Origin of the sequence: uncultured Tateyamaria sp. (assembly GCF_947494755.1) — a bacterium.
Classification (GTDB): Bacteria; Pseudomonadota; Alphaproteobacteria; order Rhodobacterales; family Rhodobacteraceae; genus Tateyamaria.
Window position 1 is genome coordinate 249,468 of sequence record NZ_CANLVZ010000004.1, and the last position, 26,807, is coordinate 276,274.

The following is a 26,807-nucleotide window of genomic DNA, read 5'->3' on the forward strand; positions in this document are numbered from 1 at the left end:
GTGGTTTGATGGGGCGACGCGCCCGCTAAGCGTACGGTATGATTAATAAATTCCTACATTCCGGGTTAATGTCGGGTTAACCTGCGGGTAAGCCACTGATGTCACGAAACAACTCACGCGTGTCTTTCAGCGTCACGCGGGCGGAGGACACCTCCGCCTTACACCCACACCGTTTCGCTACGTAAGGCGCAGGTGTCCTGCGCCCTACCCGCCATCCGTTTCATTGGCCCGCTCCGCCTCGATCTCACGCCAGCGCGCCACATTGCGGTTGTGCTCGTCCAGCGTCTCGGCAAACGCGTGGCCGCCCGTGCCATCGGCAACAAAGAACACATAGTTCGTGTCCTCCGGCTGCCCCGCCGCCATCAGGCTCGCGCGCCCGGGGTTCGCAATCGGGGTCGGCGGCAGCCCTTCGATCACATAGGTGTTCCACGGCGTCGCCTCACGCAGCTCGGACCGACGCAGGCCACGACCCAAGACACCCTGCCCCTTGGTCACACCATAAATGACGGTCGGGTCCGTCTGCAGGCGCATCCCGCGGTTCAGCCGGTTGATGAACACGCTCGCCACCTGCTCGCGTTCTTCGGCGACACCCGTCTCCTTCTCGATGATCGAGGCCAGCGTCAGCAAATCCTCCGGGCTCTCCAGCGGCAGATCCGGATCGCGCGACTGCCAGGCTTCGGCAACGATCTCCTCCTGCCGTTCGGCCATCTGCGCAAGGATCGCGTTGCGATCATCACCGGGGCGCACCTCATAGCTGTCGGGGGCCAGGGCACCTTCCGGGGGCACCTCGGGCACATCGCCTTCCAGCACATCCATGTTGCGCAAGGCATCGACCACCTGCCAGCTCGTGACCCCTTCGGCCATCGCCACGCGATAACGCGTGTCCTGCGCGGCCCGTTTCTCCGTATAGATCTCGGGCGTGTCCTCCACACCAGGCTCGAACGCCACCCGTTCGACAAAACGATTGTCGGCCGGATCCAACTCGCGCACCTGCGCGCTTAACCGGTTCACACCGATGCGGTATACTATCTCGGTGCCGCAGGTGCTCGCGCCGCCACGGGTGACCACATCAACGATCTCTTCCATCGACGCGCCCGGTTCCACCAGATAGCTGCCCGCCTTCAACTGGTTGGTCTTGCCCTGATAATCCGCACCCACCCGAAAGATCGAAGCACTGCTCACAGCGCCTTCTTCCTCAAGGTTGCGGCTCACCCGGCGAAAGTTGGTGCCACGCTCGACCTGCAAACAGATTGCATCCGCCAGCGGCCCCGGCCCTTCATATTGCCCACGCCCCCACAGAATGACGCCGCCTGCAAGAAACAGGCCAACAATCAAAAACGTCAGCGCATTAGAGGCGATGCCGCGCCACATCAGCCGACCTTCCCAAAGATCACGCTCGCATTGGTCCCGCCAAAGCCAAAGCTGTTGGACAAGGCCACATTCACTTTACGCTCCCGCTTGGCATTGGGGGCAAGATCAACGGGCGTCTCCACCGCCGGGTTGTCGAGGTTGATGGTCGGCGGACAAACCTGATCACGGATCGCGAGGATCGAAAAAATCGCCTCGATCGCACCGGCAGCGCCCAGCAAATGCCCGGTCGCGGATTTGGTCGAAGACATCGTGATGTTGCCCGCATGATCCCCCAACATCCGCTCCACCGCACCTAACTCGATGGTGTCGGCCATGGTCGAGGTGCCATGCGCGTTGATATAGTCGATATCCTTGGGCTCCAGCCCCGCATTGCGCAGAGCCGCGCGCATCGACCGCTCACCGCCCTCACCATCCTCGGAAGGCGCAGTGATGTGATAGGCATCACCCGACAGACCATAGCCAAGCACCTCGGCATAGATCTTGGCGCCGCGTGCGACGGCATGTTCGTATTCCTCTAGCACCACGATGCCCGCGCCCTCACCCATGACGAACCCGTCGCGGTCCGCATCATAGGGGCGGCTCGCGGCTTTGGGATCGTCTGCACGTTTGGTCGACAGCGCCTTGCACGCGTTAAAGCCCGCGATCCCGATCTTGCAGATCGCAGCCTCGGCACCGCCGGCCACCATCACATCCGCATCGCCCAGCATGATCAGACGGGCCGCGTCGCCAATGGCGTGGGCACCGGTCGAACAGGCCGTCACAACCGAATGGTTCGGCCCCTTGAATTGATATTTGATGCTCACCTGACCCGAAATCAGGTTGATCAGGGCACCGGGCACAAAGAATGGGCTGACACGACGCGGGCCCTTCTCTTCCATCAGCAAGGCGGTGTTGGCGATGGAATTGAGACCGCCAATGCCCGAGCCGATCAAAACGCCCGTGCGCTCACGATCTTCGCGACCTTCGGGCATCCAGCCGGAATCCTCAACCGCCTGCTGCGCGGCAGCCAGACCGAACATGATGAAAGTGTCGACCTTGCGCTGTTCCTTGGGCTCCATATAGGTGTCGGCGTTAAACGTCCCGTCCGAGCCGTCACCCAACGGCACTTCGCAGGCATAGGTGGTGGCAAGACCTTCGGTATCAAAGCCCGTGATCGGCCCAGCGCCCGACTGACCATCAAGGATGCGCGACCAGCTGGCCTCGACCCCATCGGCCAATGGCGTCACAAGACCCAATCCCGTCACAACGACTCTACGCATCATTCCTGCCCCTTCGCATTCTCGTTGGCGGGTCATACCGCGCCCGCCACCCGCTGTTCAAGCCCCGCGGTTGGATCGGCGGTGTTGGACATAGAAAGCGGAAGAGAAAGGGATGTGTGGCCAAGATGCGCGCCTGCGGCAATGGCCAGGTTTTGAGCCTAGACTACTTGATCGTGTCTGGGCTAGGAAGTGCTGCTTTCTGACGGGCTGCTCATCAGGACTATTGCATTCCGCCCGTCAGATCTTCTGCGAGCATGAGTGCGTTGCCGTCGGGGTCATAAAATGTCGCCGTTTTGACCATACCTTCGACGACATCAGTCGCGCCATCAAATCTAATTTCGGCTTGCTCCATTTTCCGTCTCGCAGCATCTAAGTCGGCGATGCCAAAGACAGGCACGCAATTACCCGGTGCAGGTTTGGTGTGTTCACCAAGGCCAATTGTTACGCCGGTCGTATTCGTCCGAAGTTCCGACCAGCCTGCGTCGTCTGCATGATAAATAAGATCAAAACCTAACATGCTGCCGTACCAATCCGCACTTGCATGGCGATCCTTGACGGACAGGGCAATGGTCATGGTTTCATCGGGCGAAATGAGAGACATGGGCTTTCCTTTTTTACTAAAATATATTAACTATACTTTATGGACATTAAGCTACTTGTCAACATCACTTCAAGGGCCTGGGCTATTCCCATTTTATCGAGCCTGCATACAGGTGTCGCTGGACGCCAGGCACCTCTGTTGGCTGCAACTGGCGCAAGTAGAACCGCCTTTGCCCAAAGCATGGAACACCTGATTATGATGGGATTGCTGGAACGAAACCCCGGCCATGGCCACCCGTTGCGCCCGGAATTTCGGCTCACTTCACTGGGATGTTCTGCAGCTGCCGTTGCTCATGAATTTCAAACTGCAGCTGGCAAAGCGGATCAGGACTTGCTCCGTCGGTCTTGGACTTTGCCAGTTTTAACGTCGCTCGGCACGCCACACCGCTTTAATGATATTAAGCGAAATTTGCCCTCAATTTCGGATCGGGCATTGTCACAATCGTTGAAAACGATGGAAGTCAGAAGTTGGGTGTGCCGAAGCATCGACGACAGCGCCCGCCCCCCTAGATCAGTCTACGCAGCGGTAAACGCCGGCGCAGTGATAAGTCGCGCAGCCGCCCGAGAATTCAGGTTCGTCTAAGAAAATCGAACATTTGCCAATCACGGGCCGAAGGTCGGTGAAGTCCCGCAACCCCGGTTCTCCCCCATCATCACCACGCCCCCCTACACCTGTGGCGGCGACTTTCTCAGCATCAACCGTACGGCACCGTCGCCGTGCTCTGCGTCCCGCATCGCGACATATCCCAAGCGGTCCGCGATCCGAAGCGATGCGTCGTGGGCGGGGTCGATCATGCACACCAGCGGGCCGGTCACCACACGGTCGAACCAGTCATGGGCGGCCTGCACCGCCTCAAGGCCAAGGCCAATGCCCTGCGCTTCGGGGGCCAGTACCCATCCCGCTTCGGGGACACTATCAAAATCCTCGCCCATGCCGCGCGCGCCGTGGAAAAAGCCTGCCTGCCCGACAAGGGATTTCGTGCGGTGTTCCTCGATCCCCCATTGACCAAAGCCGGTAACCTGCCAGTGCCCGGCGATGGCGATGAACGCCTTCCAGGACGTCTCGCGGCTGCGCGGGGCACCGCCAATGTGGCGCGCGACCTCAGGCATCGCCCAGATCTCGGCGAAGCGGTCAAATTCACCGGGGCGCATCGCACGCAAGGTGGTGCGCGCCGTGTTGATTGTCGGCACATGTCTGCTCATGTCTGGTGTCCTGCCCGATCACCTGATTTTTTTACAAACTTGCGCATCCGGGCGCAGGAAAGGCAAGCACCCACACGTGACAAAACGAAAAACGGCGCCCTTCCGCGAGGAAGAGCGCCGTCTGATCAGGCACAAGCGTGCAAAACTTACGATGCCTTGGAGATAAAGCTCACAGCGTCGCCAAATGTCTGGATGGTTTCGGCTGCGTCATCGGGGATTTCGATGCCGAACTCTTCTTCGAAAGCCATGACCAGCTCGACCGTATCAAGGCTATCTGCGCCCAGATCGTCGATGAACGAGGCATTCTCGGTCACTTTGTCCTCTTCAACACCAAGGTGTTCCACAACGATCTTCTTCACGCGCTCCGCGATGTCGCTCATATGACTGTCCTCATTCTACCGGGGCAATATTGTGCGCCCCCAAGTGGTGTCCCCTGACGTGGCGGGGCTCTGGTCTTTGCCCCTTGGGGCGGTGATGCGTTTGCCTCTCGAAAGGTCCAAACGCTGAAATCTGCGCCCCCTTTAGCATATCCCAAAAAGATGGCAAGGGTTGTGGCGCGCGCGTCTATAACATGGCCATGCCACCATTGACGTGCAAGGTGGTGCCTGTCACATAAGACGCTTCGGGGCTTGCCAGATAGAGCACGGCAGAGGCGACTTCATGCGCCTCGCCCATCCGACCGGCAGGAATTTGTCCCATGATTCCAGTCTTTTGCTCATCCGTCAGCTTATCTGTCATGGCCGTTGCGATAAAGCCCGGTGCCACCGCATTCACCGTGATCCCGCGGCTTGCCACCTCGTAGGCGAGGCTCTTTGACATGCCCACCATCCCCGCCTTAGAGGCCGCATAGTTCGCCTGACCGGGATTGCCGGTGGCCCCCACAACCGAACTGATATTGATAATCCGGCCCCACCGCGCCTTCATCATGCCGCGCATCACGTTCTTGCACAGTTTGAAGGTCGAGGTGAGGTTCACGTTCAACACGGACTGCCATTCTTCGTCCGACATCCGCATGAACAGGTTGTCGCGCGTGATCCCTGCGTTGTTGACCAGAATGTCGACCGACCCCATGGCCGTCGTCGCCTCTTTTATCAGCCCATCGACAGCCTCGAAATCGCTGAGGTTGCAGGGCAGCACATGCGCGCGCGCTCCCAGATCATCCGCCAGCGCCTGCAACGGATCCACCCGCGTCCCGCTAAGGCCAACGGTCGCCCCTGCGCCATGCAAGGTGCGTGCGATATCGGCCCCGATGCCACCCGAAGCCCCCGTCACCAGCGCTGTTTTTCCTGTCAGATCAAACATATCCGTCCCTTACCTTAAGTCTCTTTTGTCACGTCAATGTAGACGTCCACCACGTTCAGGTCCGCATTGCGCGCCACCTGTCGATATATCTCGCGCGCCCACGTACCCCGCATGCGGCCCAGATTGGCAATCTCGGCGCTCAGGTCCTGATAGACTTGCGCCAGCCCGTCAAAGCCGCCTCGATGGCGGTGCATCAGGGCCTCTGACCCGGGGGCCTCGAACATCTCGAATCCGGGCAATGGCGCATCAAGCGGGACGCCCGCGCGCACTTCCATCTGGTCGCCCTCAATCCGGTAAAGCGCCGTCTGCGGCCCCACATAGAAGAAACCCGCCTGCCCGATAGCGGCGTCGAGCCGCCCGAAGATGTTCGGGATCAGCCGCAACCGGTCCGCAAAGGGCACCGTTTCCACTACCCCGCCAAGCGTGACCGTATCGAGCGAGACCAGCTCAGCCATCAAGGACAGCCTTCACATCATCGGGCGTGCCCACAGCGCGGCTGGAGATGCTGCGATCAATGCGGCGGATCATGCCGGACAGGGCCTTGCCCGCGCCAACCTCCCACATCTCGGTCACGCCTTGCGCGCCCATCCACGCCACGCTTTCGCGCCAACGCACCGATCCCGTCACCTGCTGTACAAGCATCTCGCGCAACTGATCCGGGTCGCCGACTGCTTCGGCCTGCACATTCGTGACCACAGGCACGGCAGGGGCATCGAAGGTCACCGTGCTCAGCGCCTCGGCCATCACCGCCGCCGCAGGTTCCATCAAGGCGCAATGAAACGGGGCAGACACTGGCAGCAGCACCGCCCGCTTGGCCCCCTTGGCCTTGGCCAGTTCAATGGCGCGCTCAACCGCCGCCTTGTGACCTGACACGACCACCTGGCCGGGGTCATTGTCATTGGCCGCCTGACAGACCTCGCCCTCAGCCGCCTCGGCCGCAACCTCAGTCACGGCCTCAAAGTCCAACCCCAACAGGGCCGCCATCGCGCCCACACCCACGGGCACGGCCTCCTGCATGGCGCGGCCCCGGGTGCGCAACAGGCGCGCAGTGTCCGCAATGCTGAGCGCACCTGCCGCACAGAGGGCGGAATATTCGCCCAAGGAATGCCCGGCCACAAACGCGGCCCGGTCAATGCCCACGCCCTCGGCATCAAGGGCCCGCATCGCAGCCATGGATGTGGCCATCAAGGCAGGCTGTGCATTCTGGGTCAGCGTCAGCGTCCCGGCATCGCCCTCCCAAATGAGCGCACTCAGCTTTTCGCCCAGGGCGTCGTCCACCTCGTCAAACACCGCTTGTGCCGCCGGATAGGCCTGCGCCAGATCGCGGCCCATCCCGATGGTCTGCGCGCCCTGCCCGGGAAATACGAATGCTACACTCATCTTCTCTGCCCTGTTCGTTTCTTGCTGCCCTGTCGGTGTAGTCGCGCAGATGCGCCCCGACAAGACCCCGACACCGGCGGCAAGGACAAGCCTGCACGGGTGATGTGCAGGAATTGCCGGTTGTCTTGGCGCCGGATCACGTCACATTATCGCATAATATCAAGGGGCCGCGTGTTACCCCATCGATCCAACAGCGCCGGAGTACGCCCGATGACTCTCACCAACACCCCATCGCACTTTGGCAGCGTGGCCAAGACCCTGCACTGGCTCACAGCCCTCCTGATCCTGACGCTGATGCCCCTTGGCCTATACGCCAACGATCTGGCTTACGAACTACGCACCGCAAGCGCGCCCTCGGATGCGCTGGTCGCACGCGCCGCTTGGCTGTTTTCATTGCACAAGACGCTTGGGGTCGCGGTCTTTTTCGTTGCCCTGTTGCGCATCCTCTGGGCGATCAGCCAGCCCAAGCCCGGCCTGCTGCACCCTGACCGTCCAGTCGAGTCCTTTGCGGCTGAAACCGTGCACTGGTTGCTTTACGGCTCGCTCGTGCTGGTCCCGCTGTCGGGTTGGATCCACCACGCCGCCGCGTCCGGCTTTGCGCCGATCTGGTGGCCCTTTGGCCAAAACCTGCCCTTGGTGCCGAAATCCGAAGGGGTCGCCGGGGTCTTTGCTGGCGCGCACTGGGTTCTGACCAAGGTGCTGGGGCTGGCGCTGCTGCTGCATATCGCAGGGGCGCTCAAACACCACGTCGTCGACAAGGACGCGACCTTGCGGCGGATGTGGTTCGGCAAGACCGAGGTGCCGCCCGTCTCTGCCCATCACGGGCACGTCCGCGCGCTGATCGCGGCATTGGCTTTGTGGATGGTCGCTCTGACAGCTGGCAGCGCGCTTGGGGTCTATGCGCCCCACGGCGAAACGACGGAAGCCGCCGCGTTGGAGGACGTGCAATCGGACTGGACGGTCCAATCGGGCACATTGGCCATCACCGTCACCCAACTGGGCAGCGAGGTCACCGGACAGTTCGCAGACTGGACCGCCGCCATCAGCTTTGACGAAACCGTGGGCAGCGGGGTTGCAGGCACGGCCGACGTGACCGTGTCCATCGGGTCGCTGACGCTTGGGTCGGTCACCGGACAGGCGATGGGCGCGGACTATTTCAACGCCGAAGCCTTCCCGACGGCCCAGTTCGTGGCAAACATCGTCAGCACGGCTGAGGGGTATGAGGCCCAAGGCACACTCACTATAAAAGAGCAATCCGTGCCGGTCACCCTGCCCTTCACGCTGGATGTGGCCGAAAATACCGCGACAATGCAGGGCGGGCTGACGCTCGACCGGCGCAACTTCGGGATCGGGGACAGCATGACGGACGAAAGCTCGCTGAGGTTCGACGTCGGGGTGAATGTCGCGCTGACAGCGACCCGCCCGGAATAGCGCAAAGACGCAACCGAGCATTGTATGACTGGTCCCTATTTGGGGCCAAAGACCAGAGCCGTCTGAAAAGGCGGCTCTGAACAAAGTCGTGTCGCGCGGCAGCGCGTCCACTCAACACCAGCAAAAAGAAAAGGCCGCGCAAGGGATTGCGCGGCCGATCGGCATCAAATGATGCGGGGCTTATTCGGCTTTTTCAGCTTCAATCGAAATCTGCACCTGAACCTCGTCGCCGACGGCAGGCGCAAAGGCACCAAGCCCAAAGTCGGACCGCAGCAGGGTCGTGGTGGCGTTAAAGCCCGCCCATTCCTTGTTGGACAGCGGGTTCGTGCCCGCCTGGTTCAACGTGGCGTCCAGCACGACGGATTTGGTGACATCATTCATGGTCAGATCGCCGGTGATGTTGGCGGTGCCGTCACCTGTCACTTCGATATCCGTGGATGTGAAGGTGATCAGATCGCCATCCTCGGCCCCAAAGAAATCCTCGGACATGAAGTGCCCATCGCGCTTTTCCCAACCGGTGAACATGGATTTTGTGGGCATCGACACGGTCACGGCAGAGTTGTCAGGGTTGTCCTGATCAAACATGATCTCGCCTTCAAATCCCGAAAACATCCCCCAGGTCGTGGAGAACCCAAGGTGGTTGTAGGAAAACAGGATCTGGCTGTGGCTGGAATCCAGCGTGTAGCGTTCTGCCGCGAAGGCGAATGAGGCGGTGGTCGATAGGGCTGCGGCGAGAAGAAGGGTTTTCATGTGTACGTGCTCCACGTTGATTGACATGAAGCATGAGATGACAATGCAGGGGTTGATTGCAACTGCGCAGCGATCAACACAACGTGCGCATCGCTGAACATGGGCGGTGCATCAGGACAGCGGCGCAGCGCTTGAGGTGTCACCCTGGCCTCGAAAAACTGGCTCAGAGCTTGCCTTCGTCGCGCAGCGCATCAATCAGACCTTTGCGCAAGGCCGGATCGCTCAGCGCGACTTCGGCGACCAGCGCCCCATCCTGTGCCCACAGGCGCACCATCGCACCGTACCACTCGGCCGGACCCAGATCGCGAATGCGGGTGCGGGACACCAACGTGCGGGCCCGTCCGTTGCCGCGCACAAGGCGCACTTCGCGGCGCACCGTATCGATTTCGACCTCGACGCCGGCCACGGCGCGGGCCGATTGCAGACAGATCAATCCGGCAAAACCGATGGCAAGGGACAGTGCGAATTTGAACAAGGCAAGGTCCGCATCCCAGATCGCGCCCGGCTCGATCCACAGCCCGAAAGCGGCCAGAACCAAGGCCACGCCCACAAGGCGCTGTGCGCCACGGATCAACATGCGCTGCCCGTCCACGGTGCGGGCGGGGTCTGCGGGGGCGAGATCGGGCAGTGTGTCGGTAAATGCGGTCATGGCGTTCATCCTGAAATCAAACTGTTGAAATGATTAAAGCCGCTCAAATCAGGCCAAAATGCGGCCCCGATATGAAAACCCGGTGCCCGGCCATTTCGGACGGCACAACACCGCCCACCGGCCAGTCATTTGCCCTTGTCATGCACGCGCGCCCTGCCTATACGACCCCATCCCTGCGAACCCGTTTTTGCCGCGCAGTCTCTCGTGACCGTCCAGCAGGGATATACGGACCGGTCTATGAAATGCGCCTTGATAGAAGTGGAGCACGACCATGCCTCTTTACGAGCATGTGATGATTGCCCGTCAGGACCTGTCCAACACGCAGGCCGAAGGGCTTATCGAACATTTTGGCGGCGTCCTGTCGGACAATGGCGGCACCCTCGTGGACAACGAGTACTGGGGTGTGAAGACCATGGCCTACAAGATCAACAAGAACCGCAAGGGTCATTACGCGTATCTGCGCACCGATGCCCCCGCCGCCGCCGTGCAGGAAATGGAGCGTCTGATGCGCCTGCATGACGACGTGATGCGCGTCCTGACGATCAAGGTCGACGAACACGCCACGGGCCCTTCGGTCCAGATGCAAAAGCGCGATGAGCGCGAAGGCCGCGGCGACCGCCGCGAGCGCCGCTGAGCGAAAGGGAGCTAAACCATGGCTGCAAAACCATTTTTCCGCCGTCGCAAGGTCTGTCCCTTCTCGGGCGACAATGCCCCCGCGATCGACTACAAGGACACGCGCCTGCTGCAACGCTATATCTCTGAGCGTGGCAAGATCGTGCCAAGCCGTATCACCGCCGTCTCGGCCAAGAAGCAACGCGAACTGGCCCGTGCCATCAAACGCGCCCGCTTCCTCGCCCTGCTGCCCTACGCTGTGAAATAAGGAGACCTGATCATGCAAGTTATCCTTCTCGAACGTGTGGCCAAGCTGGGCCAGATGGGCGATGTCGTGGACGTCAAGTCCGGCTATGCACGCAACTATCTGCTGCCCCAGAAAAAGGCGCTGACCGCGTCCAAGGCCAACATCGCCGATTTCGAGACACAGAAAGTGCAACTCGAAGCGCGCAACATGGAAACCCGCAAAGAGGCCGAAGCCCTCGGTGACAAGCTGAACGGTCAGCAGTTCATCGTGATTCGCCAAGCCTCCGACGGCGGCAACCTCTATGGCTCCGTCACCACCCGTGACGCGGCGGATGTGGCCACTGCCGAAGGTTTTTCGGTCGACCGCAAGCAGGTTGTCATCCCCGTTCCGATCAAGGAACTGGGCCTGCACGACGTTCACGTCGTTCTGCACCCAGAAGTCGAGGCCGTCATTCAGCTAAACGTCGCCCGTTCGACCGAAGAGGCCGAACTACAAGCCTCCGGCAAATCGATCCAGGAGCTGGCTGCCGAAGAGGAAGCCGCTGCCGAGTTCGAAATTCAGGAACTGTTTGACGATATCGGTGCCGCTGCATCCGACGACGAAGAGCTGGCTGAATCCGCAGGCATCGCCACCGAAGAGGCCCCGGCCGAAGGTGACGACGAGACGCCAGCGACCTGAGCCACGTCTGTGGTCTGAGAGACAGACCGCGTCCCCTTTGTTCAGGGGGCGCGGTTTTTTTGTGCGTTGTCCAGGGGGCCAGCCCCCATCGGCGCTGCGCGCCTCCCCCCCCCCCGCGGTATTTCGGGTCAAAAGAAGGGCGATCCGGTTTGACCATTCCAACGCCGCAGGCCACTGTGGCCTTATGAGATATAGAATTGCCCTATGCGCGATGCTGGCCCTGAGTGCCTGTGTCCCCGACGATCTGGACACCGTGGAGATGGCGCCCCGTGCGGTGCCGCAAAGTCGGGCTGAAGTTGCCTTTGTCAGCCGTCTGTTCAATGACATCCAGCCTCTTTCCATCGCGGAAGACCGCGAATATTGCGGATTGATCGGCGTGGACCCTGCCGGAGCGTTGGTTGCGACCGAGCCGCGTCGGGGCCGGGTGTCTTCCTGTTTGCCCCCTGATCCGCGCTTTGTCGGATTCACGGTGGTGGCTTCCTATCACACCCACGGATCCTACAGTCCTGAGTTCCTGACCGAAGTGCCCTCCTTTGACGATATGCGCACCGATATCGAGGATGATACCGATGGCTATATCGCGACCCCCGGGGGGCGGTTGTGGTATGTGGATGCGCGGGCCCGCGTGGCGCGACAGGTCTGCGGGGTGAATTGTCTGGTGCCCGATCCGAATTACCGGGACGATCCGGACTTTCCGGTGCGCCAGACCTACACGCTGAACCAGTTGCGCGACTATTAGTGCCACATAGAAAAGCCGCGCCTGAGTCCAGACGCGGCCGTTGTTTGTGCTGAGCGTGGTGTGCGCGATCAGTCGTCGACTTCCAGCGCCTCGACAGCCTTTTGCAGATCGTCCTTGGACACGTCCTTGTCCGTGACGGACGCGTTTTCGACGATGTGGTCCACGACCTTGTCCTCGAACAGAGGCGCGCGCATCTGTTGCTGCATCTGCTGGTTTTGCTGCACGAATTCAAAGAACTGGCGTTCCTGACCGGGATACTGACGCGCCTGCTGCATGATCGCCTGGCTCATCTCGGCATCGGTCACTTCGACTTCGGCTTTCTGACCCAACTCGGCAAGCAACAGACCCAGACGCACGCGGCGCTCGGCAAGCTCTTTATGCTCGTCCGTGGGCTCGATGTCACCGTGGTCATGCCCGGTGTCCTCTGGGTGTTCCTCGTGGTAGAGTTGGTGCGCGATCTGCTTGGCTTCGGCCTCGACAAGGCTGGGGGGCAGATCAAAGCTGACGGCTGTGTCGAGCTGGTCGAGCAGCGCGCGCTTCATCACCGCACGAGCGGCACCTGCGTATTCGCCTTCAAGCTGCTCGGCGATGCGGGTCTTGAGACCGGCCAGATCGTCGGCACCGTATTTGGTGGCCAACTCGTCGTTGATTTCGGCAGGCACGGGTTCTTTGACCTCGTGGATCTTGCAGTCAAACACCGCCTCTTTGCCGGCCAGATGTTCGGCCTGATAGTCCTCGGGGAAGGAAACGGTGACCGCCTTTTCCTCGTCCGCCTTCACGCCGACAAGCTGCTCTTCGAAACCGGGGATGAACTGGCCCGAGCCGAGCACCAGCGCGTGCCCTTCGGCAGAGCCGCCTTCGAACACTTCGCCATCGACCTTGCCGACGAAGTCGAACACGACCTGATCGCCGTCCTTGGCTTTGGAGCCTTTCTTGCGCGCCTTGAAGTCCTGCGCGTTTTCGGCGAGCGAGGTCAGCGTCTCATCAATGGCTGCGTCGTCGGCTTTGACCACGAGACGTTCGAGCTTGAGTTTGCTCAGGTCCACTTCGGGAATCTCGGGCAGCGCCTCATAAGACATATCGACCTGAACGTCGTCGCCCTCTTTCCAGTCTTCGTTTGTCATCTTGACTTCGGGCTGCATCGCGGGCCGATCGCCGGAGGTCTCGAAATGCTCGGACATGGCACCATCAATGCTTTCCTGCATCGCTTCGCCCATCAGGCGCTGGCCGAACTGCTTTTTCAGCAGCGCCATCGGCACTTTGCCTTTGCGAAAGCCTTTCATTTCGACGTCGGGCTGTGCCTCTGTCAGCTTTTCGTTGACCTTGGCGTCCAGTTCGGCAGCTGTCACCGTGATGGCGTAGCCGCGTTTCAGACCGTCGTTCAGCGTCTCGGTGACCTGCATGTGTGCTCCCATAGCATTTGGGCCCCCGCGCGGGGGCTGATCGGAATTTCGCGCTCTTCTATGCATGGGTTTGCGCGGGCGCAAGGGCATAGGCAGTCGGGGCGGCAAATGAGCCCGTCTTGGGCGGATTGAAGGCCGAAAACAGCCGCTTGACGGTGCGTGTTAAGCCGAAATTAAGGCTGGTGTTGCAACGGTGCTTGGGTCATTGAATCATCAACCACAGAGGGAAAACCCAGCCGTGACCAGACTTGTCTTTGCCGTCCTCTTTGCATTCCAAGCCGTTTTGGCCCCGCTGCAGGCGCAGACCCTCAGCGTGGTCGCGGATGAGTGGCCGCCCTTTTCTGGTGAGGCGTTGCCGAATGGTGGGCTGTCATTGGATGTGATTTCGGCTGTGTTGCGTCGGGCGGGATATGATGTCGATACCCAGGTCGTGCCATGGGCCCGCGTGATTGATGGGGCCCAGACCGGTGAGTTCGACATCGTGGGCAGCCTGTTTGAGGACGCCGAGTTGCAGACCTTTCTCAGCTATAGCGACCCGTTCTTTTCGACGGATGTGCGACTGGTGCAACGCAAGGGGGACAGTCACAGCTTTACCACGGTGGATGAATTGCGCCCGTTTTCCATCGCTGTGGGGGACGGGTTTGTCTACGAGGCCGATTTTGACCGGGCTGATTATCTCAATAAGGTGGTGGTGACGACAACGCTGCAAGGTGTGCAGATGGTGGCCCATGGCCGGGTTGACCTGACGCTGGACAGTGTGGATGTGATCCGCCACGCCATCACCCATGATGACCCGGCCCTTGCGGATCGTGTCGAGTTTGCGCCTGGCGTGTTGGTGTCGCAGACCCTGCACATGGGCGTCCGGCACGATCTTGAGGGCAGCACGCAGATCATCGCAGATTTCAACCGTGTCTTGGGCGAAATGCGCGATGACGGCAGTCTGGACGCGCTGCTCGCAGTCCATGCGAGCAGGCTGATACCCGAATGATCAAGCAGTACTTCAGGGATCAACTGGGATTTCGGCTGGTCCTTGCGTCGTTGTTGATTGGCTCGTTGTTGTCGGTCTTTTCGACGGGAATCCAGCTGGTGGCCAGCTACAACAGCCAAAGGGCCGAGGCGACAGGGGTGCTCGATCAGATCGAGACCACGATGTCCGAGACGCTGGAACTGGCGCTGTGGACCTTTGATTTTGATCAGGTGAACATCATTCTGGATGGTATCGCGTCGAATGCGGCTGTGACCCATCTGGACCTCAGCAGTGTCACCGGCCACCGCTGGACCCGTGGCGTGGCCAGTGAAACGCCGCTGCAGCGGATTTACGATCTAAAACACACTCCAAGCACTGGCCAAGTGCAGCACTTGGGCACGTTGCGCGTCGAGTTGTCTTTGGAGGCGGTTGTCGACAGGGTCTGGGCGCAATTCTGGGTGACGCTACTGACCAATCTGGTCAAGGCCTATGTCGCCGCCATCGCCCTGCTTTATATCGTGCATCGCATGATCAGCCGCCATATGCACACGATTGCCGAACATGTGGATGGCTCCAGCGTGGCCACCCCATCGACCGAGCTGCACCTTGACCGCGCCACCCGCACCAAGACGGACGATCTGGACCGTATCGTGCGCGCTGTCACCGCCTATGAAGGCCGGGTGCGCAAGACCCTCAACACGTTGCAGACCGAGATTGCAGAACGGGTCAAAAGCGAACAGGACGCCCGCGAGGCGCTGTCCGTCCGCTCGACCTTTATCGGAACGATGAGCCATGAGGTGCGCACGCCGCTCAATTCGATCCTCGGCTTCCTGCACCTGATCGAAACCGGCAAGGAGGTCCCCGAACGGCAGCGCCACTATGCTAATGTTGCCAGCCGCGCGGCGCGCCAGTTGCACAATCAGCTGTCCAACGTGCTGGACATGTCACGGCTGGATTCCAATGCGGTCACCATCTCGACCCGCCCCACCGACATTCGCCGTCTGGCGGCGCAATGGCAGGAAACGACCGCCGCCGCCGTGCATTTTCATCAAAAGGATATCGACGTCACCCTTGATCTCGAAGCGGACCTCGATGCCGAATATGAGCTCGACGGCGCTCGGCTGACCCAGATCATCACGAACCTGACCGACAATGCGGCCAAGTTCACGACCAAGGGGGAAATCCGCATCGGCGTGCGCCGCGCGCCCAAACAGCCCGACAACGGGATCGGAACCTGCCTCGAAATTTCGGTGGCCGACACCGGCCCCGGCATCGCGGAGGAAGATGCGGCGCGCATCTTTGATCGGTTCTCGCAGATTGACGAAGGGTTGAGCCGCAGCCATGGCGGCACGGGCCTTGGATTGGCCATCAGTCTTGAGATGGCGCAGCTGATGGGCGCCGAACTCAGACTGGCCTCTGACGAAAGAGATGGTTTTGCCTGTGAATTCTTGCTAACTCTTCATTGCAACGTAAGGTTGGATTCTGATCATGCCGCATCGTAAGAAAGTACTCTTGGTAGAAGACGACGAATTCACACGCTTCATGATGAAAGAAATCATTGCAACACTGGGTGTCGAGGTCGAAATTGCGAAGAATGGAAGCGAAGGGTGCAGCACCCTTTATGGTGATCCGACGGCGTTCGGGTTGGTGCTGATGGATCTGCACATGCCCGAGATGTCCGGCATCGATGCGGCGCGACATATTCGCGGCGGTCAGGATGCCCCGCCCCGCGATGTGCCGATTATCGCCGTCACGGCCGACGTCAACTACCATGACGACGCCCGTATGGAGCAGTTGGGCATGAACGGCTTTGCCAGCAAACCCGTCTCGCCCGGCCATCTGCTGACTCTGATCGATCGCTATTGCACCGCCGCCTGAACCCTGCCGCCCGCGCCACGCCCCAATCCTTAAAAGTGCGAGACCTGCATGACGTCAGATACGCTGGATCCCGACCCCAATGCCCCACCCACTGAGCCACCCCGGCCCGCACGCCCCCGGGTGGTTGGTATCGCGGCCTCTGCCGGTGGCCTTGAGGCGGTGTCGCTGTTGGCCCAGAATCTGCCCCAAAATGCTGGCGCGATCTATGTCATCGCCCAGCACATGTCCCCGACGCACAAAAGCGTACTATCGACCCTGATCGCCCGAGAAACCCGCCTGCCCGTCCATGAGCTGGAGGCCGAGACCAAGCCGGAACTGGACGCGATCTATGTCACGCCGCCCAACACGGACGTGATCTACGAAAACGGGGTGCTGCGTCTGCGCCAGCCCTCGGGGCACGCGGCCTCGCCCAAACCCTCGGCGGATCGCCTGTTCAAAAGCCTTGCCGAGGAATGCGGCGAAGCGTGCATGGGCATTGTGCTGTCAGGCACGGGCTCCGATGGCAGCTACGGCGTGCAGGCCGTGCGCGAGGCCGGTGGCATCACTATCGCGCAGGAACCCTCGACCGCGAAATATGACGGCATGCCGATTTCGGCGATTGAAACGGGCTGCATCGACCTCACGCTGTCGCCCGAACAGATCGGCACCCATCTGGAAAAAATCCTCGCCCGTCCCCGCAATTTCGACGGGCTGCGCACCTTGCAGGATCAGCCCAACCCGTTGGGCGAGTTGTTCGGTATCCTGTTGGCCCGCACCCATGTGGATTTTGCCGACTACAAGGAAAACACGCTCAACCGCCGGATCGCGCGGCGCATGACCGCGCTCGATATCGACGATTATGATGACTACGTGGATTTTTGCCGGTCCAATGTCAGCGAAGTGGATGCGCTGCATCGCTATTTGCTGATCTCGGTCACCCGCTTTTTCCGCGACCCCGATCAGTTTGAAAAGCTGGAGCGTGAGCTGAAACGCAGCATACAAAAGCGCAGTTCCGGCCCCATCCGGGTGTGGGTTGTGGGCTGTGCAACCGGTGAAGAAGCCTTTTCGATTGCCATCACCATTGCCGAAATTCTGGGTGGCATTGGCGAGTTGTCCAAGAACAACGTGCAGGTGTTTGCCACAGATATTGACCAGAACGCCATCGAGGTCGCGCGGCGTGGCGTTTATCCGGTGGCCGCCGCGCAGGACATTCCCCCGAGCCTGCTCAACCAGTATTTCACCGTCACAGATACCGAGATCAAGGTCCGCCCGGAATTGCGGGCCGCGACATTGTTCTCGCACCACAACGTCTTTCAGGACCCGCCTTTCATCAATGTGGATCTGGTCAGCATCCGCAATCTGCTGATCTATTTTAACCTTGCCTTGCAGGAACGTGTGCTGAGCCGGTTGCATTACGCGATGGCGGCCGGGGCGTTGCTGTTTGTGGGAACATCCGAAACCGTGGGCGAAATGGGCGTGTTTTTTGAGGGGCGTCAGGGCGCGGACAAGATTTTTGCCAAGCGCCGCGGCGTCTCCGGCGAATTGGCCAACCAGACTGGAGCGCGCAACTATCAGCGCCATACCGTTGCCGGCAGCACCGCCAGCACCAAACCGAGCGCCGCCGAGACGAATGAAGCCCCGGAAATGCCGCTGGCCCGCGTGGTTGCCCCTAACGGCATGATCTGTACGCGCAACGGCAATATCATCGAGGTTCTTGGCGATCTGAGCCCGTTCATGGAAATTCGGGCGGGCGCGTCCTCGGCCTTGAACATCAAGATGCTCATCGACCCTTTGCGCGGTGAAATCGGCAGCCTGATCGCAGTGGCCCTGCGCAGCAAGACCCGCCGCGACGGGCGCTGGCACACGGTGTCCTTGTCCGTGGGCAACCGCGCCCAGCTTCAGGTGTTTCCGTTTTCCGGCCACAAGGGCGGCGAGATGCAGTGCCTTGTTGCCATCAACACCAAGTTCGAAAAGGAAAATGACGCGCCACCGGGTGACATCTCGGACAAGGAACAGCGGGCCTATATCGAGCGGATGGAGATGGAAATCCGCGCCACTCAGGAGGCGTTGCAGCAAACCATCGAAGAATTGCAGACCGCCAATGAGGAAATGCAGGCCGCCAACGAGGAACTGCAATCCACCAACGAAGAATTCCAGGCCACCAATGAAGAGCTTGAGACCTCCAACGAGGAACTCCAGTCCAGCAACGAAGAGCTGATGACCGTCAACGAAGAGTTGCAGATCAGTTCGGCGGAACGTCAGGCGCTGGCCTCGGAACTTGAGGCGACGATGACCTCGGCCCCCTATTCGGTTGCCTTGGCCGATCAGGCGCTGATGGTGCGCCGCCTGTCGCGCGAGGCCATGAACCTGTTTGGACTGAATGAGGTGCCACCCACCGGTGTCCATCTCAGCCAGTGCAGCCTGCCCGACGGCTTCCCGGCCCTTGCGCCGATGGCCAACACCGTTCTGCGCGTACAGGAAACCCGTCGCACCCCGATCCTGTCGCGTGGCAAGTATTTTACGATGATCATGTCGCCAGTGCATGATCTGCACCGCAAGCTGATCGGCTTGTCGATCACCATCACCCAATATGACAGCGAACCCCTGTCCCGTGTCGTCCAGATGATGAGCGATATCAGCCAGGTGGCTCACTGGTCCTACAACCTTGAAACGAAAGAGCTTTTCTGGTCGCCCGAGATGTTCGCTATCCACGGCCGCCCCGATTCCGGGCAAATGCCAAGCTGGGCGGACTCCCTCAAGCTGATCCATCCCGAAGATCGCACCCAGGCCGAACATAAGCTGGACAGCCTCAGCGAAAACGGCGGCAGCATCCAGTATGAGCATCGCGTGTTCGGTCCCGGCGGCCATCTTGTGCCCGTCAGTGGTAAGACGACCCTGATCCGCAATACCGACGGCGAGCCTGCGCAAATGATTGGCGTGATGTGGAATACCGCAGACGAAATCGACCGCGACGCCCGTCTCGCCGGTATCGAAGCCGTACAGGAAGACCTCGGGATCGGCTTTTTCTGGTTTGATGTCGAAAACAACGCCCCGCGCTGGAACAAGGCATTGTTCGACATATTGGGCTTTGATGACATTACCCACACGCCCTCGGTCGAAAGCCTGCTGAGCGTGATACGCCCGGACACCCGTGAACAGGTCGGCAAACGGTTTCAGGCCGCGCTGGAACAAGGCGAGCCGTTTTCGACCAGCTTTGAGGTGGTTCACAAGGATGGGACCACGATCAACTGCGACTGTATCGGACGCGCCCGGATCAAGGGCGAAGGCAAGGTGACCCATGTCTTTGGCAGCCTGCGCCGTATCGAACAAACAGCAGAGCCCGCTCAGGTGGCGCAAGCCGTGCACTGACGCGCCTTTAACCACTGGTTTACCGTAAGCGCGCTATACGGCTGATATGTTTTATGACGCAGCGGTAAGTCCGATATGAGCCTCACTGACAGGGCCCTTCCCAAGGTGGTTGTTCCCGGCCTCAACCGCGATGTGGCGCAGGCCCTTGCGCTGCTGCCCGACCATACGCCTGTGGATGCCAATGTGCTGGGCGCTGCTTTTGTCTGCTCTCCCTTTGCCTCCGTGATCCTGGATGCAGAGGGTCGCGTTCTGGTCTGCAATCGCCGGGCAGAGCGGTCCTTTTGTCCGCCTGAGGTTAACGACACTGACCAGATGCGCGGCATGGCTTTTGTCGATATGACCTGCGGAGAACCCGACGCGATCATGGCGACCCTCCGCGCGGGCGTTATTCGGGGCAAGGCCACGTTTTTCATGCGCGCCGTCGGCAAGCGCCAGCCCAGCACGGGCACCGCATTCTATGTCTCGCTGCTGCGCGGATCGGACGGGCGTTCGCCGCTTTATCTACTCACCCAGAACCAGCTTGAGGCCACCGCCGAAGCGCTGAGTGCGATGAACGTCAAACGCATCGCCGCGCGCGACGACCTGTCCCGGGTGCAGACCGAATACTACGACGTGCACCAAAAGATGATCGCGATGGAGGCGTTTGCCAACACCGCCTCCCATGATCTGCGCACCCCGCTCAATACGATGTCGGGCCTGTTGCACATGATGACCACCAAATTCAGCGATGAGTTGCCTGAAAAGGTCATGCAATATGTCGACTTCATGGTGAAAGCCGTGGCGCAGATGGACGAGATGACCTCCGATTTTCTGGAACATGCCCGCAGCGCCTCGGCCAGTCTTGAGACGGAGCGCGTCGCTTTGCAGCCGTTTCTGCAAGATCTGGTGGCTGATCTGGAGCCCTATATCGGCGCTGTTGACGGCGAGGTGACGATTGACGGCGAGGACATTAGCATCGATGCGTCGCCGGATCTGCTGCGCATGCTTGTCATGAATGTGCTTACAAATGCGTTGAAATACCGGCACCCGGACCGCGCGCCGGTGTTGTCGATCCGTCTGGCCAGCACGGGGGAGCGCGACATTCTGTCGGTCCGCGACAACGGGCGCGGCTTTGATCCAAGCGAGGCGCGGTCAATCTTTCTGCCCTTTCGCCGCCTGGATCCGAGCGTGGACGGCAGCGGCATTGGCCTGGCCACCTGCGCGGAGGTGTGTCGCCGTCACGGCTGGACCATGACAGCGCATTCGGATGGCACAAACGGTGCGGTATTCAGCGTGTCCGTTCCGCACGCGGAAGAAGAGTTGGCCTCATCCGACACCACTTTATGATGCAAAGTTTACACATTGAACCGCCGCATTAAGACTTTTTTTAAGTCCTTGGCATAGACAGTCGGCATACTTGTGTCGGGGATGTTATGACTGTTGTATTGCTGCTTGAAGATGATCCTGGCCTCCAATTCGCATTCAAGGAAGCGCTTGATGATGCGGGCTACGATGTCCACACAGCGTCCAACAACGAAGAAGCGATGTCGCAACTGCGCCGCTGTACCCCCGATATCCTGCTTTTGGATCTGATGATCGACGGGACGATGTCGACGGATGTGGCCAATTACGCAGGCTACGCCGCGCCGGATGCCGAAGTGATCTTTATGACTGGCAGCGGTTTGTTTCCCAAGGGTGAACTGTTCGGGATCTCGCAGAACGCGCGGCTGGTGCTGCGCAAACCGGTGGATTTGCGCGAACTGACCACGATGGTTGCCCATGTCGCAGAGGGCGGTGACGAGGACGTGCCCTACGTCGCGCAAGCCTGACACCCTTCCCGTTTTCTTTTTGCACCGGGTATCAGTCTTGCAGTGCCTTTATGAGGCTTTGCTGCGCAAAGGCGATCCGCGGGTGGCGCAGCGCGCTTTTGGCCCAAACGAGGTTGATGGCGTTCACCGGCACCGGCACCGGCAGATCCGCGCCGAACTGCACGAGTTGGCCAGCATCAAGCGCCGTTTTGCAGAGGTAGTCGGGCAGGACGCTCCACCCCGCGCCAGCCATCAATAGCGCGCGCACCATGCGCAGATCGGGGGCCGTGGCCGCAGGTGAGATCCCGGCCAGTGCCACACCTTGCGCGGCCGCCCAATTGCGCACAAGCGGCGCATCCGCATCATAAACGATCAGCGGTGACGCTGCCAAACCGGCACGTAAATCCGCCGCGCGCGTGATCTTTCCCGCAACGATCGGTGCCGCAACGGCCAGCAAACGCTCCACCGCGACCTGTTGAAACGCCAACCGCTCATCCTCGGGTTCCGATGCGGTAAAGGCCAGATCGACTCCCCCGCTCAGCAACAGCTCATAAATGTCATCCTTGCCCCCCAGCTGGATTCGCAAGGCCAGGCCGGACTTCTGCAAACCCACCAGGTAGGGCGCGACCCGTTCCGTCATCAGCTCTGACGGTCCTGCGATATGCACCGTTCCGGACAAGTTCGCCGAGCGCGCCCGCACATCCGACAACGCTGCCTCGGCTCGATCAAGGCTGTCGCCGATCTGAGCGGCGAGATCCACGGCCACATCGGTGGGCGACACCCCTTTTACGTGCCGCTCAAACAGGGGCCGCCCGACTTGCGCCTCAAGTGCTGCGATATGCTGAGAGACCGCCGGTTGCGTCAACCCAAGGCTGCGCGCAGCACCGCTGATGGAGCGAGTGCGGTAGACTTCAATAAAGGATCGCAGGATTGAAAGAGTCATAAATATCCATAAACATATTTATACTTAATGCTAAGATCTCTTTGGTTTTTTAATGTACCGTTTCGCTTATGTCACTCCCCAGACACACCCACCATAGGAGTTGACCATGACACACCCCAAGATTCTGATGATCGCAACATCGGCTGACAAGCTGACAAACGGCGAGCCCACCGGCGTCTGGCTCGAAGAGCTGACCACCCCTTATTACGCTTTCGTCGATGGCGGCGCAGACGTCACCGTCGCCTCAATGGCCGGGGGCGCTATTCCAGTGGATGCCCGCAGTGTGGCCGCCGACGGGGACAACGACGCCTCGGTTGAACGCTACCTGAAGGACCCTGACCTCAAGAAGAAAGTGGCCGAAACCCCCGCCTTTGACGATATCGATACAAGCGGTTTTGACGCAGTGTTCCTGCCCGGCGGGCACGGCACTATGTTTGACTACCCGACCAGCGATGCCCTCGCCAGCCTGATCGAAACCTTTGACGGTGAAGGCAAGGTCGTATCCGCCGTCTGTCACGGACCGGCGGGCCTCGTGCAGGCCAAGACACCGGCGGGTGACCCCTTTGTTAAAGGTAAGCGCGTGGCAGGCTTTACCGACAGCGAAGAACACGCTGTTGGGCTGCAAGACGCGGTGCCCTTCCTGCTTGAAACCCGGTTGCGGGAGTTGGGCGCGCAGGTCCAGACCGCGCCGGATTTCCAGGTCTTTGCGATCCGCGACGGCAATCTGGTCACCGGGCAAAACCCCGCATCGGCCGGCAAGACCGCCGCACTTGTTCTTAAGGCGCTGAGTGAGCGTGCTGAATCCGCCGCTTGAATTTTCCACTGAAAGGAAAACAACAGATGTCCAAAGTTATACTGATCACGGGTGCTTCCTCTGGCATCGGCGAAATCTGCGCGCGTTATGCGGTCAAGGCGGGGCACAAGGTCGCCTTGGCTGCGCGCCGCACCGACCGGCTTGACGCGTTGGTCGAAGAATTCGGCGCGGACAACGCCATCGCCCTGACCTGCGACGTGACCAACGCTGCCCAGCAAAAGGAGATGGTCGACAAGACCGTCGCGCATTTTGGCCGCCTTGATGTGGCGTTTGCGAATGCGGGCCTTGGGGCTTCGGCGCGTGGCACCGAGGCGGGCGATCCCGACAGCTTTCGCACCATGATCGAGGTCAACTGCCTCGGCGTGACCTACACGGCCAAATATGCACTGCCCCACCTCAAGGCGTCAGGCGGCCATCTGGTGCTTGTCGGTTCACTGGCGGCGCAAGGGACGGTCTGGGGATCGGTCTATTCGGCGACCAAGTGGTTCATCCGCGGATACGCCGACAATCTGGGGGCCGAGTTGGGCGATGCGGGCGGCCGCGTCACCTGCCTGCATCCCGGCATGACGGAGACCGAATTTTTTGACAGTCCCAAGCCGGACGCCCTGCGTCCCGACGATATTGCCAAAGCGTTCATGTACGTGATCGACCAGCCCGACTATGTGATGATCCCACACCTGCCGATCTATCCCAAGCCGAAAAAGCCGCATTACGACCCGCATCACTGATGCCACGCAAAAGGCCCGCCAATGATGGCGGGCCTTTCTTTATCATGTTGGCCAAACCAGGTTTTGGCAGCTCAGCGCGCCCGCGCCGGAGAAGCGGAACGCTTCCTGTTCCAGGGCGTCATTTCCTCGGCGCGCATCTCGTCATGGGCGACGGTGATGCGCCCAAGGAAGACCAGCGGTAATTCATCCGCGCGCCCCTCAAGATCAGCCTTGATCGCTTCGGCGGTGGCCGCGCCGACATCATCGCCCATACGCATCGGTGTGGCGTCAAGCTCTTCGCGCCGGATCAAGTCCAGTTCCAGGCCAGTGCCACCCCAGCCGGTCGAGAACACCTCTTTCTCTTTGCCGACGGCCACCTGTGGGTCGGTCGATCCCATCGCCATGGCCGTATTGGCGTCGTCGATGATTGCGGCCTCGGGATAGGCTTGCAGGATCAGCAATGTCCCCTCGAACCCGCCCTTGCGCTGGTGCGCGCCGTAGTGCTCATAGACGGTTGTCCAGTTCCCCTTTTCCTCCACGCACGCTTTGAAATCGCTTGAGCGTTGGCTGTCGGTGATGCCCGGAATGCCGCGGTTCATTGCCATGGTGATGTCATTGCCCAAGCGGCCAAGCATGTGGTCGCACATGGTCAGCGCACCCGCGGCGGACGAAAAGTCGAACCACGCGTCAGGCTGGTTTTCGAGGTCTTTCAGCGGGGTGTGAAAGGCCAAGACATAGGTGCTGAAATCCTCATTGGCCGCCATCTTGTCGATGTTGTCAGCCTGAATGGCCGAGCCGGAGGGTCCGAAGATCACGTCGTCATAGAGGTCCGCATCCTGCAGAACCTGATTGGCATAGGGTCGACTGCAAGGAATGTTCGATCTGGCGCGAGGCGAACTCGGTTGTCTCACAGGCGATGCCCAACTGCTCCAGACGCCTGGTCAGCGCCAGATGGTTGCGCGCCCAGAAGTCGGACGTGTCAGCCGAGGGTTAGATCAGCACGATCTGGATCGGATCGTCAGGCGTGCCGGAAAAGGCGACCGCCTCTGCCCCGACCACGGCATGCAGCACCTCGAGCCTGCCTTCGGCGTTCACGTCGCCCGGCACCCAGTAATCGCGATCCGCGATGTCCGGCAACTCCGTCACGGGCAGGGTCATGCCCGTCCGCAAATGCCGGGCGTGTCAGCGTGGTTGCCATGAGGGCTGTGGTTGCTACACGTCTCATCCTGGTTCCTTCCTTTGCAATGAGAGCGGGGCCATCGGTCGGTGTCGGGGCTGCACCCCCGACCCGCCCATCCCCGCACGTGACCGGTTATCCGCTTGGATTTACGTCACCGGCAAAGCAAGCGCCGCGATAAAGCTGTCGATCTTGGCGACCTCAACCAGCACCACGTAAAGGAACTCCGCCACCGCCCCTAACAGCAGCACAATTGCCATCGAAATGGGCCATGGCCGCCCCAGCATCGTTCGCAGACTGATCGCCAGAATGTGCAATGGCACGATCCCGCAACCCACGGTCAGGTCGACCCGCCCGGCAGCCATCGGGATCATCTACCCAAGCGACAGCAGCGCAATAAACGCCTTGTCCGAAATGATCGAGCGCAGGTGCGGCAAGGTCGGGAGTGCCTTGGTCACCAGCACCGAAACCAGCCCGAGCAGAAAGACCGTCAGGGTCACGAGCAAATAGATCGGCATTATTCGCAGAATGCGTTTGCCTGTCCTCAGCCCCCTCAGCTTGGTCTTTGTCGCTTCCAGCGCGCCCGATTCAAGCGATTGCTTCGACAGCCCGCCCTTGTGTTCTGGTGTTCGGGCCTGCGGCGGACTTGATGAGGTTTTCCTTGGTCAGCCCGGTGCCGCTGAGTTCATCTTTTATCAGAATGACGCGATGGCCTTTGGAGGGCTGCAACATTGCGCGGCCAAGGGGCTGAACATCCCCGAAGATACCGGCATCGCGGGTTGGGGCGATTGACGGACGAGCCCGTGCCAAGCTGCACCGATATCGGCTTCGCCTGATCCCCGGTTCAACCGTGCGCAATAGTGGCGCTTAAGGGGGACCGTCCAACTTAGCATCGCTGGTCGGGTCGTGTTTGCGAGGTGAGGGTCGTGTTTGGGCCCGCCATCGCCACCAGCAGTACCGCGAGGAAGGACAGGATATAGGCGAGACGGCGCATGGGTGTGTTTAGCGGGAAGGGGGTGTTGTGTTCAACAGAACGGTGTCACAGTCATCGGCAATCTGCATTTCGGCAAACCCTACGCGGTCAATCTCAACCACGCTTACGAAGAACTCGAAGCCATCGTTGAACAGGTTTCCGTGCAGCTGGATATCGGGTGCGTGGTGGAGAATTTGGAGCACTAATTTTCTATCGTGTGCCATGTAGGATCATCAACGAATGTCGCATAAGTCGATGACGATAAGTCGATCTTTTTTCGTCCAAGATACGTACTCAAATCCAAAAACGTCGCATATTCGATGGCATCCTCGTTGAACCATGTGGCTTCACACTCATAGCAGTGAAACACGGTTTTTCCAACAATTCCGATATGGACTTTTTTGACTAAGTCTTGCTGGCAACGTGGACAATCAATCTTCATCTTTCAAACCTAGTAAGGATAAGCTGTGATAATTTCGTTCGTACCTGGCCTCACAATCACTCGAATGGATGTGACCTGCTCCCCTGAGAGTCCGTGTTTATAAGTTAGCTCTGTTCAGGTTTTGGTCCTCTTCTGACCGGTTAGCAT

Annotated in this window: 32 protein-coding genes; 15 read left to right on the forward strand and 17 right to left on the reverse strand. The window is 60.2% G+C overall.

Features of this window, described 5'->3' with window-relative positions; translation table 11 throughout:
* Positions 1–204 precede the first annotated feature (204 nt).
* The 3 genes from mltG to Q0908_RS07175 all read right to left on the reverse strand — a co-directional run bounded on the left by mltG (position 205) and on the right by Q0908_RS07175 (position 3,231).
* Positions 205–1,371 (reverse strand): endolytic transglycosylase MltG, encoded by a 1,167-nt coding sequence (gene mltG, locus Q0908_RS07165; RefSeq protein ID WP_299282278.1) that lies wholly within the window; start codon positions 1,369–1,371, stop codon positions 205–207.
* The gene (gene fabF / locus Q0908_RS07170; protein ID WP_299282378.1) at positions 1,371–2,630 is read right to left on the reverse strand and encodes a beta-ketoacyl-ACP synthase II; all 1,260 of its coding nucleotides are present in this window, start codon (positions 2,628–2,630) and stop codon (positions 1,371–1,373) included. The genes mltG and fabF overlap by 1 nt, the downstream gene beginning before the upstream one ends.
* Positions 2,631–2,850: 220 nt before the next feature.
* Positions 2,851–3,231 carry a VOC family protein gene (locus Q0908_RS07175; RefSeq protein WP_299282281.1) on the reverse strand — a complete coding sequence of 127 codons (381 nt, stop codon included), beginning with the start codon at positions 3,229–3,231 and terminating at the stop codon, positions 2,851–2,853.
* A 198-nt stretch (positions 3,232–3,429) separates the two neighbouring features.
* Between Q0908_RS07175 and Q0908_RS07180 the strand changes: the two genes are divergently transcribed.
* A complete protein-coding gene (locus Q0908_RS07180; RefSeq protein WP_366868853.1) occupies positions 3,430–3,813 on the forward strand; it encodes a winged helix-turn-helix transcriptional regulator in 384 nt (127 codons plus the stop codon).
* An 83-nt stretch (positions 3,814–3,896) separates the two neighbouring features.
* Here Q0908_RS07180 and Q0908_RS07185 read toward each other — a convergent pair whose 3' ends face one another.
* From Q0908_RS07185 to fabD, 5 genes are all read right to left on the reverse strand, one after another.
* On the reverse strand, positions 3,897–4,433 hold the full coding sequence (locus Q0908_RS07185) for a GNAT family N-acetyltransferase (RefSeq protein ID WP_299282286.1): 537 nt from the start codon (positions 4,431–4,433) through the stop codon (positions 3,897–3,899).
* A gap of 146 nt (positions 4,434–4,579) precedes the next feature.
* A complete protein-coding gene (locus Q0908_RS07190) occupies positions 4,580–4,813 on the reverse strand; it encodes an acyl carrier protein (RefSeq protein ID WP_299282288.1) in 234 nt (77 codons plus the stop codon).
* 184 nt (positions 4,814–4,997) lie between these two features.
* Positions 4,998–5,735, reverse strand: coding sequence for a 3-oxoacyl-ACP reductase FabG (fabG, locus tag Q0908_RS07195; RefSeq protein WP_299282291.1), 738 nt, complete (start codon positions 5,733–5,735; stop codon positions 4,998–5,000).
* A 14-nt stretch (positions 5,736–5,749) separates the two neighbouring features.
* Positions 5,750–6,190, reverse strand: coding sequence for a GyrI-like domain-containing protein (locus Q0908_RS07200; protein ID WP_299282294.1), 441 nt, complete (start codon positions 6,188–6,190; stop codon positions 5,750–5,752).
* Positions 6,183–7,115, reverse strand: a complete 933-nt coding sequence (gene fabD / locus Q0908_RS07205; RefSeq protein WP_299282297.1) for an ACP S-malonyltransferase — start codon at positions 7,113–7,115, stop codon at positions 6,183–6,185. Before fabD ends, Q0908_RS07200 begins: the two co-directional genes overlap by 8 nt.
* A 210-nt stretch (positions 7,116–7,325) precedes the next feature.
* Here fabD and Q0908_RS07210 point away from each other — a divergent pair, with 210 nt between their 5' ends.
* Complete coding sequence (locus tag Q0908_RS07210; RefSeq protein ID WP_299282300.1) at positions 7,326–8,546, forward strand: cytochrome b/b6 domain-containing protein; 1,221 nt, start codon at positions 7,326–7,328, stop codon at positions 8,544–8,546.
* A gap of 180 nt (positions 8,547–8,726) precedes the next feature.
* Here Q0908_RS07210 and Q0908_RS07215 read toward each other — a convergent pair whose 3' ends face one another.
* Together Q0908_RS07215 and Q0908_RS07220 are read right to left on the reverse strand one after the other, a co-directional pair.
* Positions 8,727–9,296, reverse strand: coding sequence for a YceI family protein (locus tag Q0908_RS07215; RefSeq protein WP_299282301.1), 570 nt, complete (start codon positions 9,294–9,296; stop codon positions 8,727–8,729).
* Between the two features lie 163 nt (positions 9,297–9,459).
* A complete protein-coding gene (locus Q0908_RS07220) occupies positions 9,460–9,945 on the reverse strand; it encodes a hypothetical protein (RefSeq protein WP_299282303.1) in 486 nt (161 codons plus the stop codon).
* A 271-nt stretch (positions 9,946–10,216) separates the two neighbouring features.
* Here Q0908_RS07220 and rpsF point away from each other — a divergent pair, with 271 nt between their 5' ends.
* From rpsF to Q0908_RS07240, 4 genes are all read left to right on the forward strand, one after another.
* Entirely contained in the window at positions 10,217–10,579 is a 363-nt protein-coding gene (gene rpsF / locus Q0908_RS07225) for a 30S ribosomal protein S6 (RefSeq protein WP_299282305.1), read from the forward strand.
* A gap of 18 nt (positions 10,580–10,597) precedes the next feature.
* Complete coding sequence (gene rpsR, locus Q0908_RS07230; protein WP_005852865.1) at positions 10,598–10,825, forward strand: 30S ribosomal protein S18; 228 nt, start codon at positions 10,598–10,600, stop codon at positions 10,823–10,825.
* 12 nt (positions 10,826–10,837) lie between these two features.
* The gene (gene rplI, locus Q0908_RS07235; RefSeq protein ID WP_299282309.1) at positions 10,838–11,482 is read left to right on the forward strand and encodes a 50S ribosomal protein L9; all 645 of its coding nucleotides are present in this window, start codon (positions 10,838–10,840) and stop codon (positions 11,480–11,482) included.
* 184 nt (positions 11,483–11,666) lie between these two features.
* Complete coding sequence (locus Q0908_RS07240) at positions 11,667–12,221, forward strand: DUF4329 domain-containing protein (RefSeq protein ID WP_299282312.1); 555 nt, start codon at positions 11,667–11,669, stop codon at positions 12,219–12,221.
* 68 nt (positions 12,222–12,289) lie between these two features.
* Here the strand turns inward: Q0908_RS07240 and tig are convergent, their stop codons facing one another.
* Complete coding sequence (gene tig / locus Q0908_RS07245) at positions 12,290–13,624, reverse strand: trigger factor (RefSeq protein ID WP_299282315.1); 1,335 nt, start codon at positions 13,622–13,624, stop codon at positions 12,290–12,292.
* Between the two features lie 238 nt (positions 13,625–13,862).
* Between tig and Q0908_RS07250 the strand changes: the two genes are divergently transcribed.
* The 6 genes from Q0908_RS07250 to Q0908_RS07275 all read left to right on the forward strand — a co-directional run bounded on the left by Q0908_RS07250 (position 13,863) and on the right by Q0908_RS07275 (position 21,625).
* A complete protein-coding gene (locus Q0908_RS07250; protein WP_299282317.1) occupies positions 13,863–14,612 on the forward strand; it encodes a transporter substrate-binding domain-containing protein in 750 nt (249 codons plus the stop codon).
* Positions 14,609–16,093: an ATP-binding protein gene (locus Q0908_RS07255; protein ID WP_299282320.1), complete on the forward strand. Its 1,485-nt coding sequence runs from the start codon at positions 14,609–14,611 to the stop codon at positions 16,091–16,093. Before Q0908_RS07250 ends, Q0908_RS07255 begins: the two co-directional genes overlap by 4 nt.
* On the forward strand, positions 16,080–16,469 hold the full coding sequence (locus Q0908_RS07260) for a response regulator (protein WP_299282322.1): 390 nt from the start codon (positions 16,080–16,082) through the stop codon (positions 16,467–16,469). The genes Q0908_RS07255 and Q0908_RS07260 overlap by 14 nt, the downstream gene beginning before the upstream one ends.
* Before the next feature lie 48 nt (positions 16,470–16,517).
* Positions 16,518–19,817 carry a chemotaxis protein CheB gene (locus Q0908_RS07265; protein WP_299282325.1) on the forward strand — a complete coding sequence of 1,100 codons (3,300 nt, stop codon included), beginning with the start codon at positions 16,518–16,520 and terminating at the stop codon, positions 19,815–19,817.
* A 75-nt stretch (positions 19,818–19,892) separates the two neighbouring features.
* Entirely contained in the window at positions 19,893–21,143 is a 1,251-nt protein-coding gene (locus Q0908_RS07270; protein WP_299282328.1) for a HAMP domain-containing sensor histidine kinase, read from the forward strand.
* Positions 21,144–21,229: 86 nt separating this feature from the next.
* Entirely contained in the window at positions 21,230–21,625 is a 396-nt protein-coding gene (locus Q0908_RS07275) for a response regulator (protein ID WP_299282330.1), read from the forward strand.
* 31 nt (positions 21,626–21,656) lie between these two features.
* Here the strand turns inward: Q0908_RS07275 and Q0908_RS07280 are convergent, their stop codons facing one another.
* The gene (locus Q0908_RS07280; RefSeq protein ID WP_299282332.1) at positions 21,657–22,547 is read right to left on the reverse strand and encodes a LysR family transcriptional regulator; all 891 of its coding nucleotides are present in this window, start codon (positions 22,545–22,547) and stop codon (positions 21,657–21,659) included.
* 106 nt (positions 22,548–22,653) lie between these two features.
* Here Q0908_RS07280 and Q0908_RS07285 point away from each other — a divergent pair, with 106 nt between their 5' ends.
* Both Q0908_RS07285 and Q0908_RS07290 read left to right on the forward strand, forming a co-directional pair.
* Positions 22,654–23,361 (forward strand): type 1 glutamine amidotransferase domain-containing protein, encoded by a 708-nt coding sequence (locus Q0908_RS07285; protein ID WP_299282335.1) that lies wholly within the window; start codon positions 22,654–22,656, stop codon positions 23,359–23,361.
* A 26-nt stretch (positions 23,362–23,387) separates the two neighbouring features.
* Positions 23,388–24,089: an SDR family oxidoreductase gene (locus tag Q0908_RS07290; RefSeq protein WP_299282337.1), complete on the forward strand. Its 702-nt coding sequence runs from the start codon at positions 23,388–23,390 to the stop codon at positions 24,087–24,089.
* Between the two features lie 71 nt (positions 24,090–24,160).
* Here Q0908_RS07290 and Q0908_RS07295 read toward each other — a convergent pair whose 3' ends face one another.
* The 4 genes from Q0908_RS07295 to Q0908_RS07310 form a co-directional block, all read right to left on the reverse strand.
* Positions 24,161–24,979, reverse strand: coding sequence for a hypothetical protein (locus tag Q0908_RS07295; protein ID WP_299282340.1), 819 nt, complete (start codon positions 24,977–24,979; stop codon positions 24,161–24,163).
* Positions 24,980–25,058: 79 nt separating this feature from the next.
* The gene (locus Q0908_RS07300; protein ID WP_299282343.1) at positions 25,059–25,226 is read right to left on the reverse strand and encodes a hypothetical protein; all 168 of its coding nucleotides are present in this window, start codon (positions 25,224–25,226) and stop codon (positions 25,059–25,061) included.
* A gap of 168 nt (positions 25,227–25,394) precedes the next feature.
* The gene (locus Q0908_RS07305; protein WP_299282346.1) at positions 25,395–25,619 is read right to left on the reverse strand and encodes a hypothetical protein; all 225 of its coding nucleotides are present in this window, start codon (positions 25,617–25,619) and stop codon (positions 25,395–25,397) included.
* Complete coding sequence (locus Q0908_RS07310) at positions 25,620–25,763, reverse strand: hypothetical protein (protein WP_299282348.1); 144 nt, start codon at positions 25,761–25,763, stop codon at positions 25,620–25,622.
* 10 nt (positions 25,764–25,773) lie between these two features.
* Here Q0908_RS07310 and Q0908_RS07315 point away from each other — a divergent pair, with 10 nt between their 5' ends.
* Positions 25,774–26,037: a hypothetical protein gene (locus tag Q0908_RS07315; protein WP_299282350.1), complete on the forward strand. Its 264-nt coding sequence runs from the start codon at positions 25,774–25,776 to the stop codon at positions 26,035–26,037.
* A 210-nt stretch (positions 26,038–26,247) separates the two neighbouring features.
* Here the strand turns inward: Q0908_RS07315 and Q0908_RS07320 are convergent, their stop codons facing one another.
* Complete coding sequence (locus Q0908_RS07320) at positions 26,248–26,421, reverse strand: hypothetical protein (RefSeq protein WP_299282354.1); 174 nt, start codon at positions 26,419–26,421, stop codon at positions 26,248–26,250.
* Between the last annotated feature and the right edge of the window lie 386 nt (positions 26,422–26,807).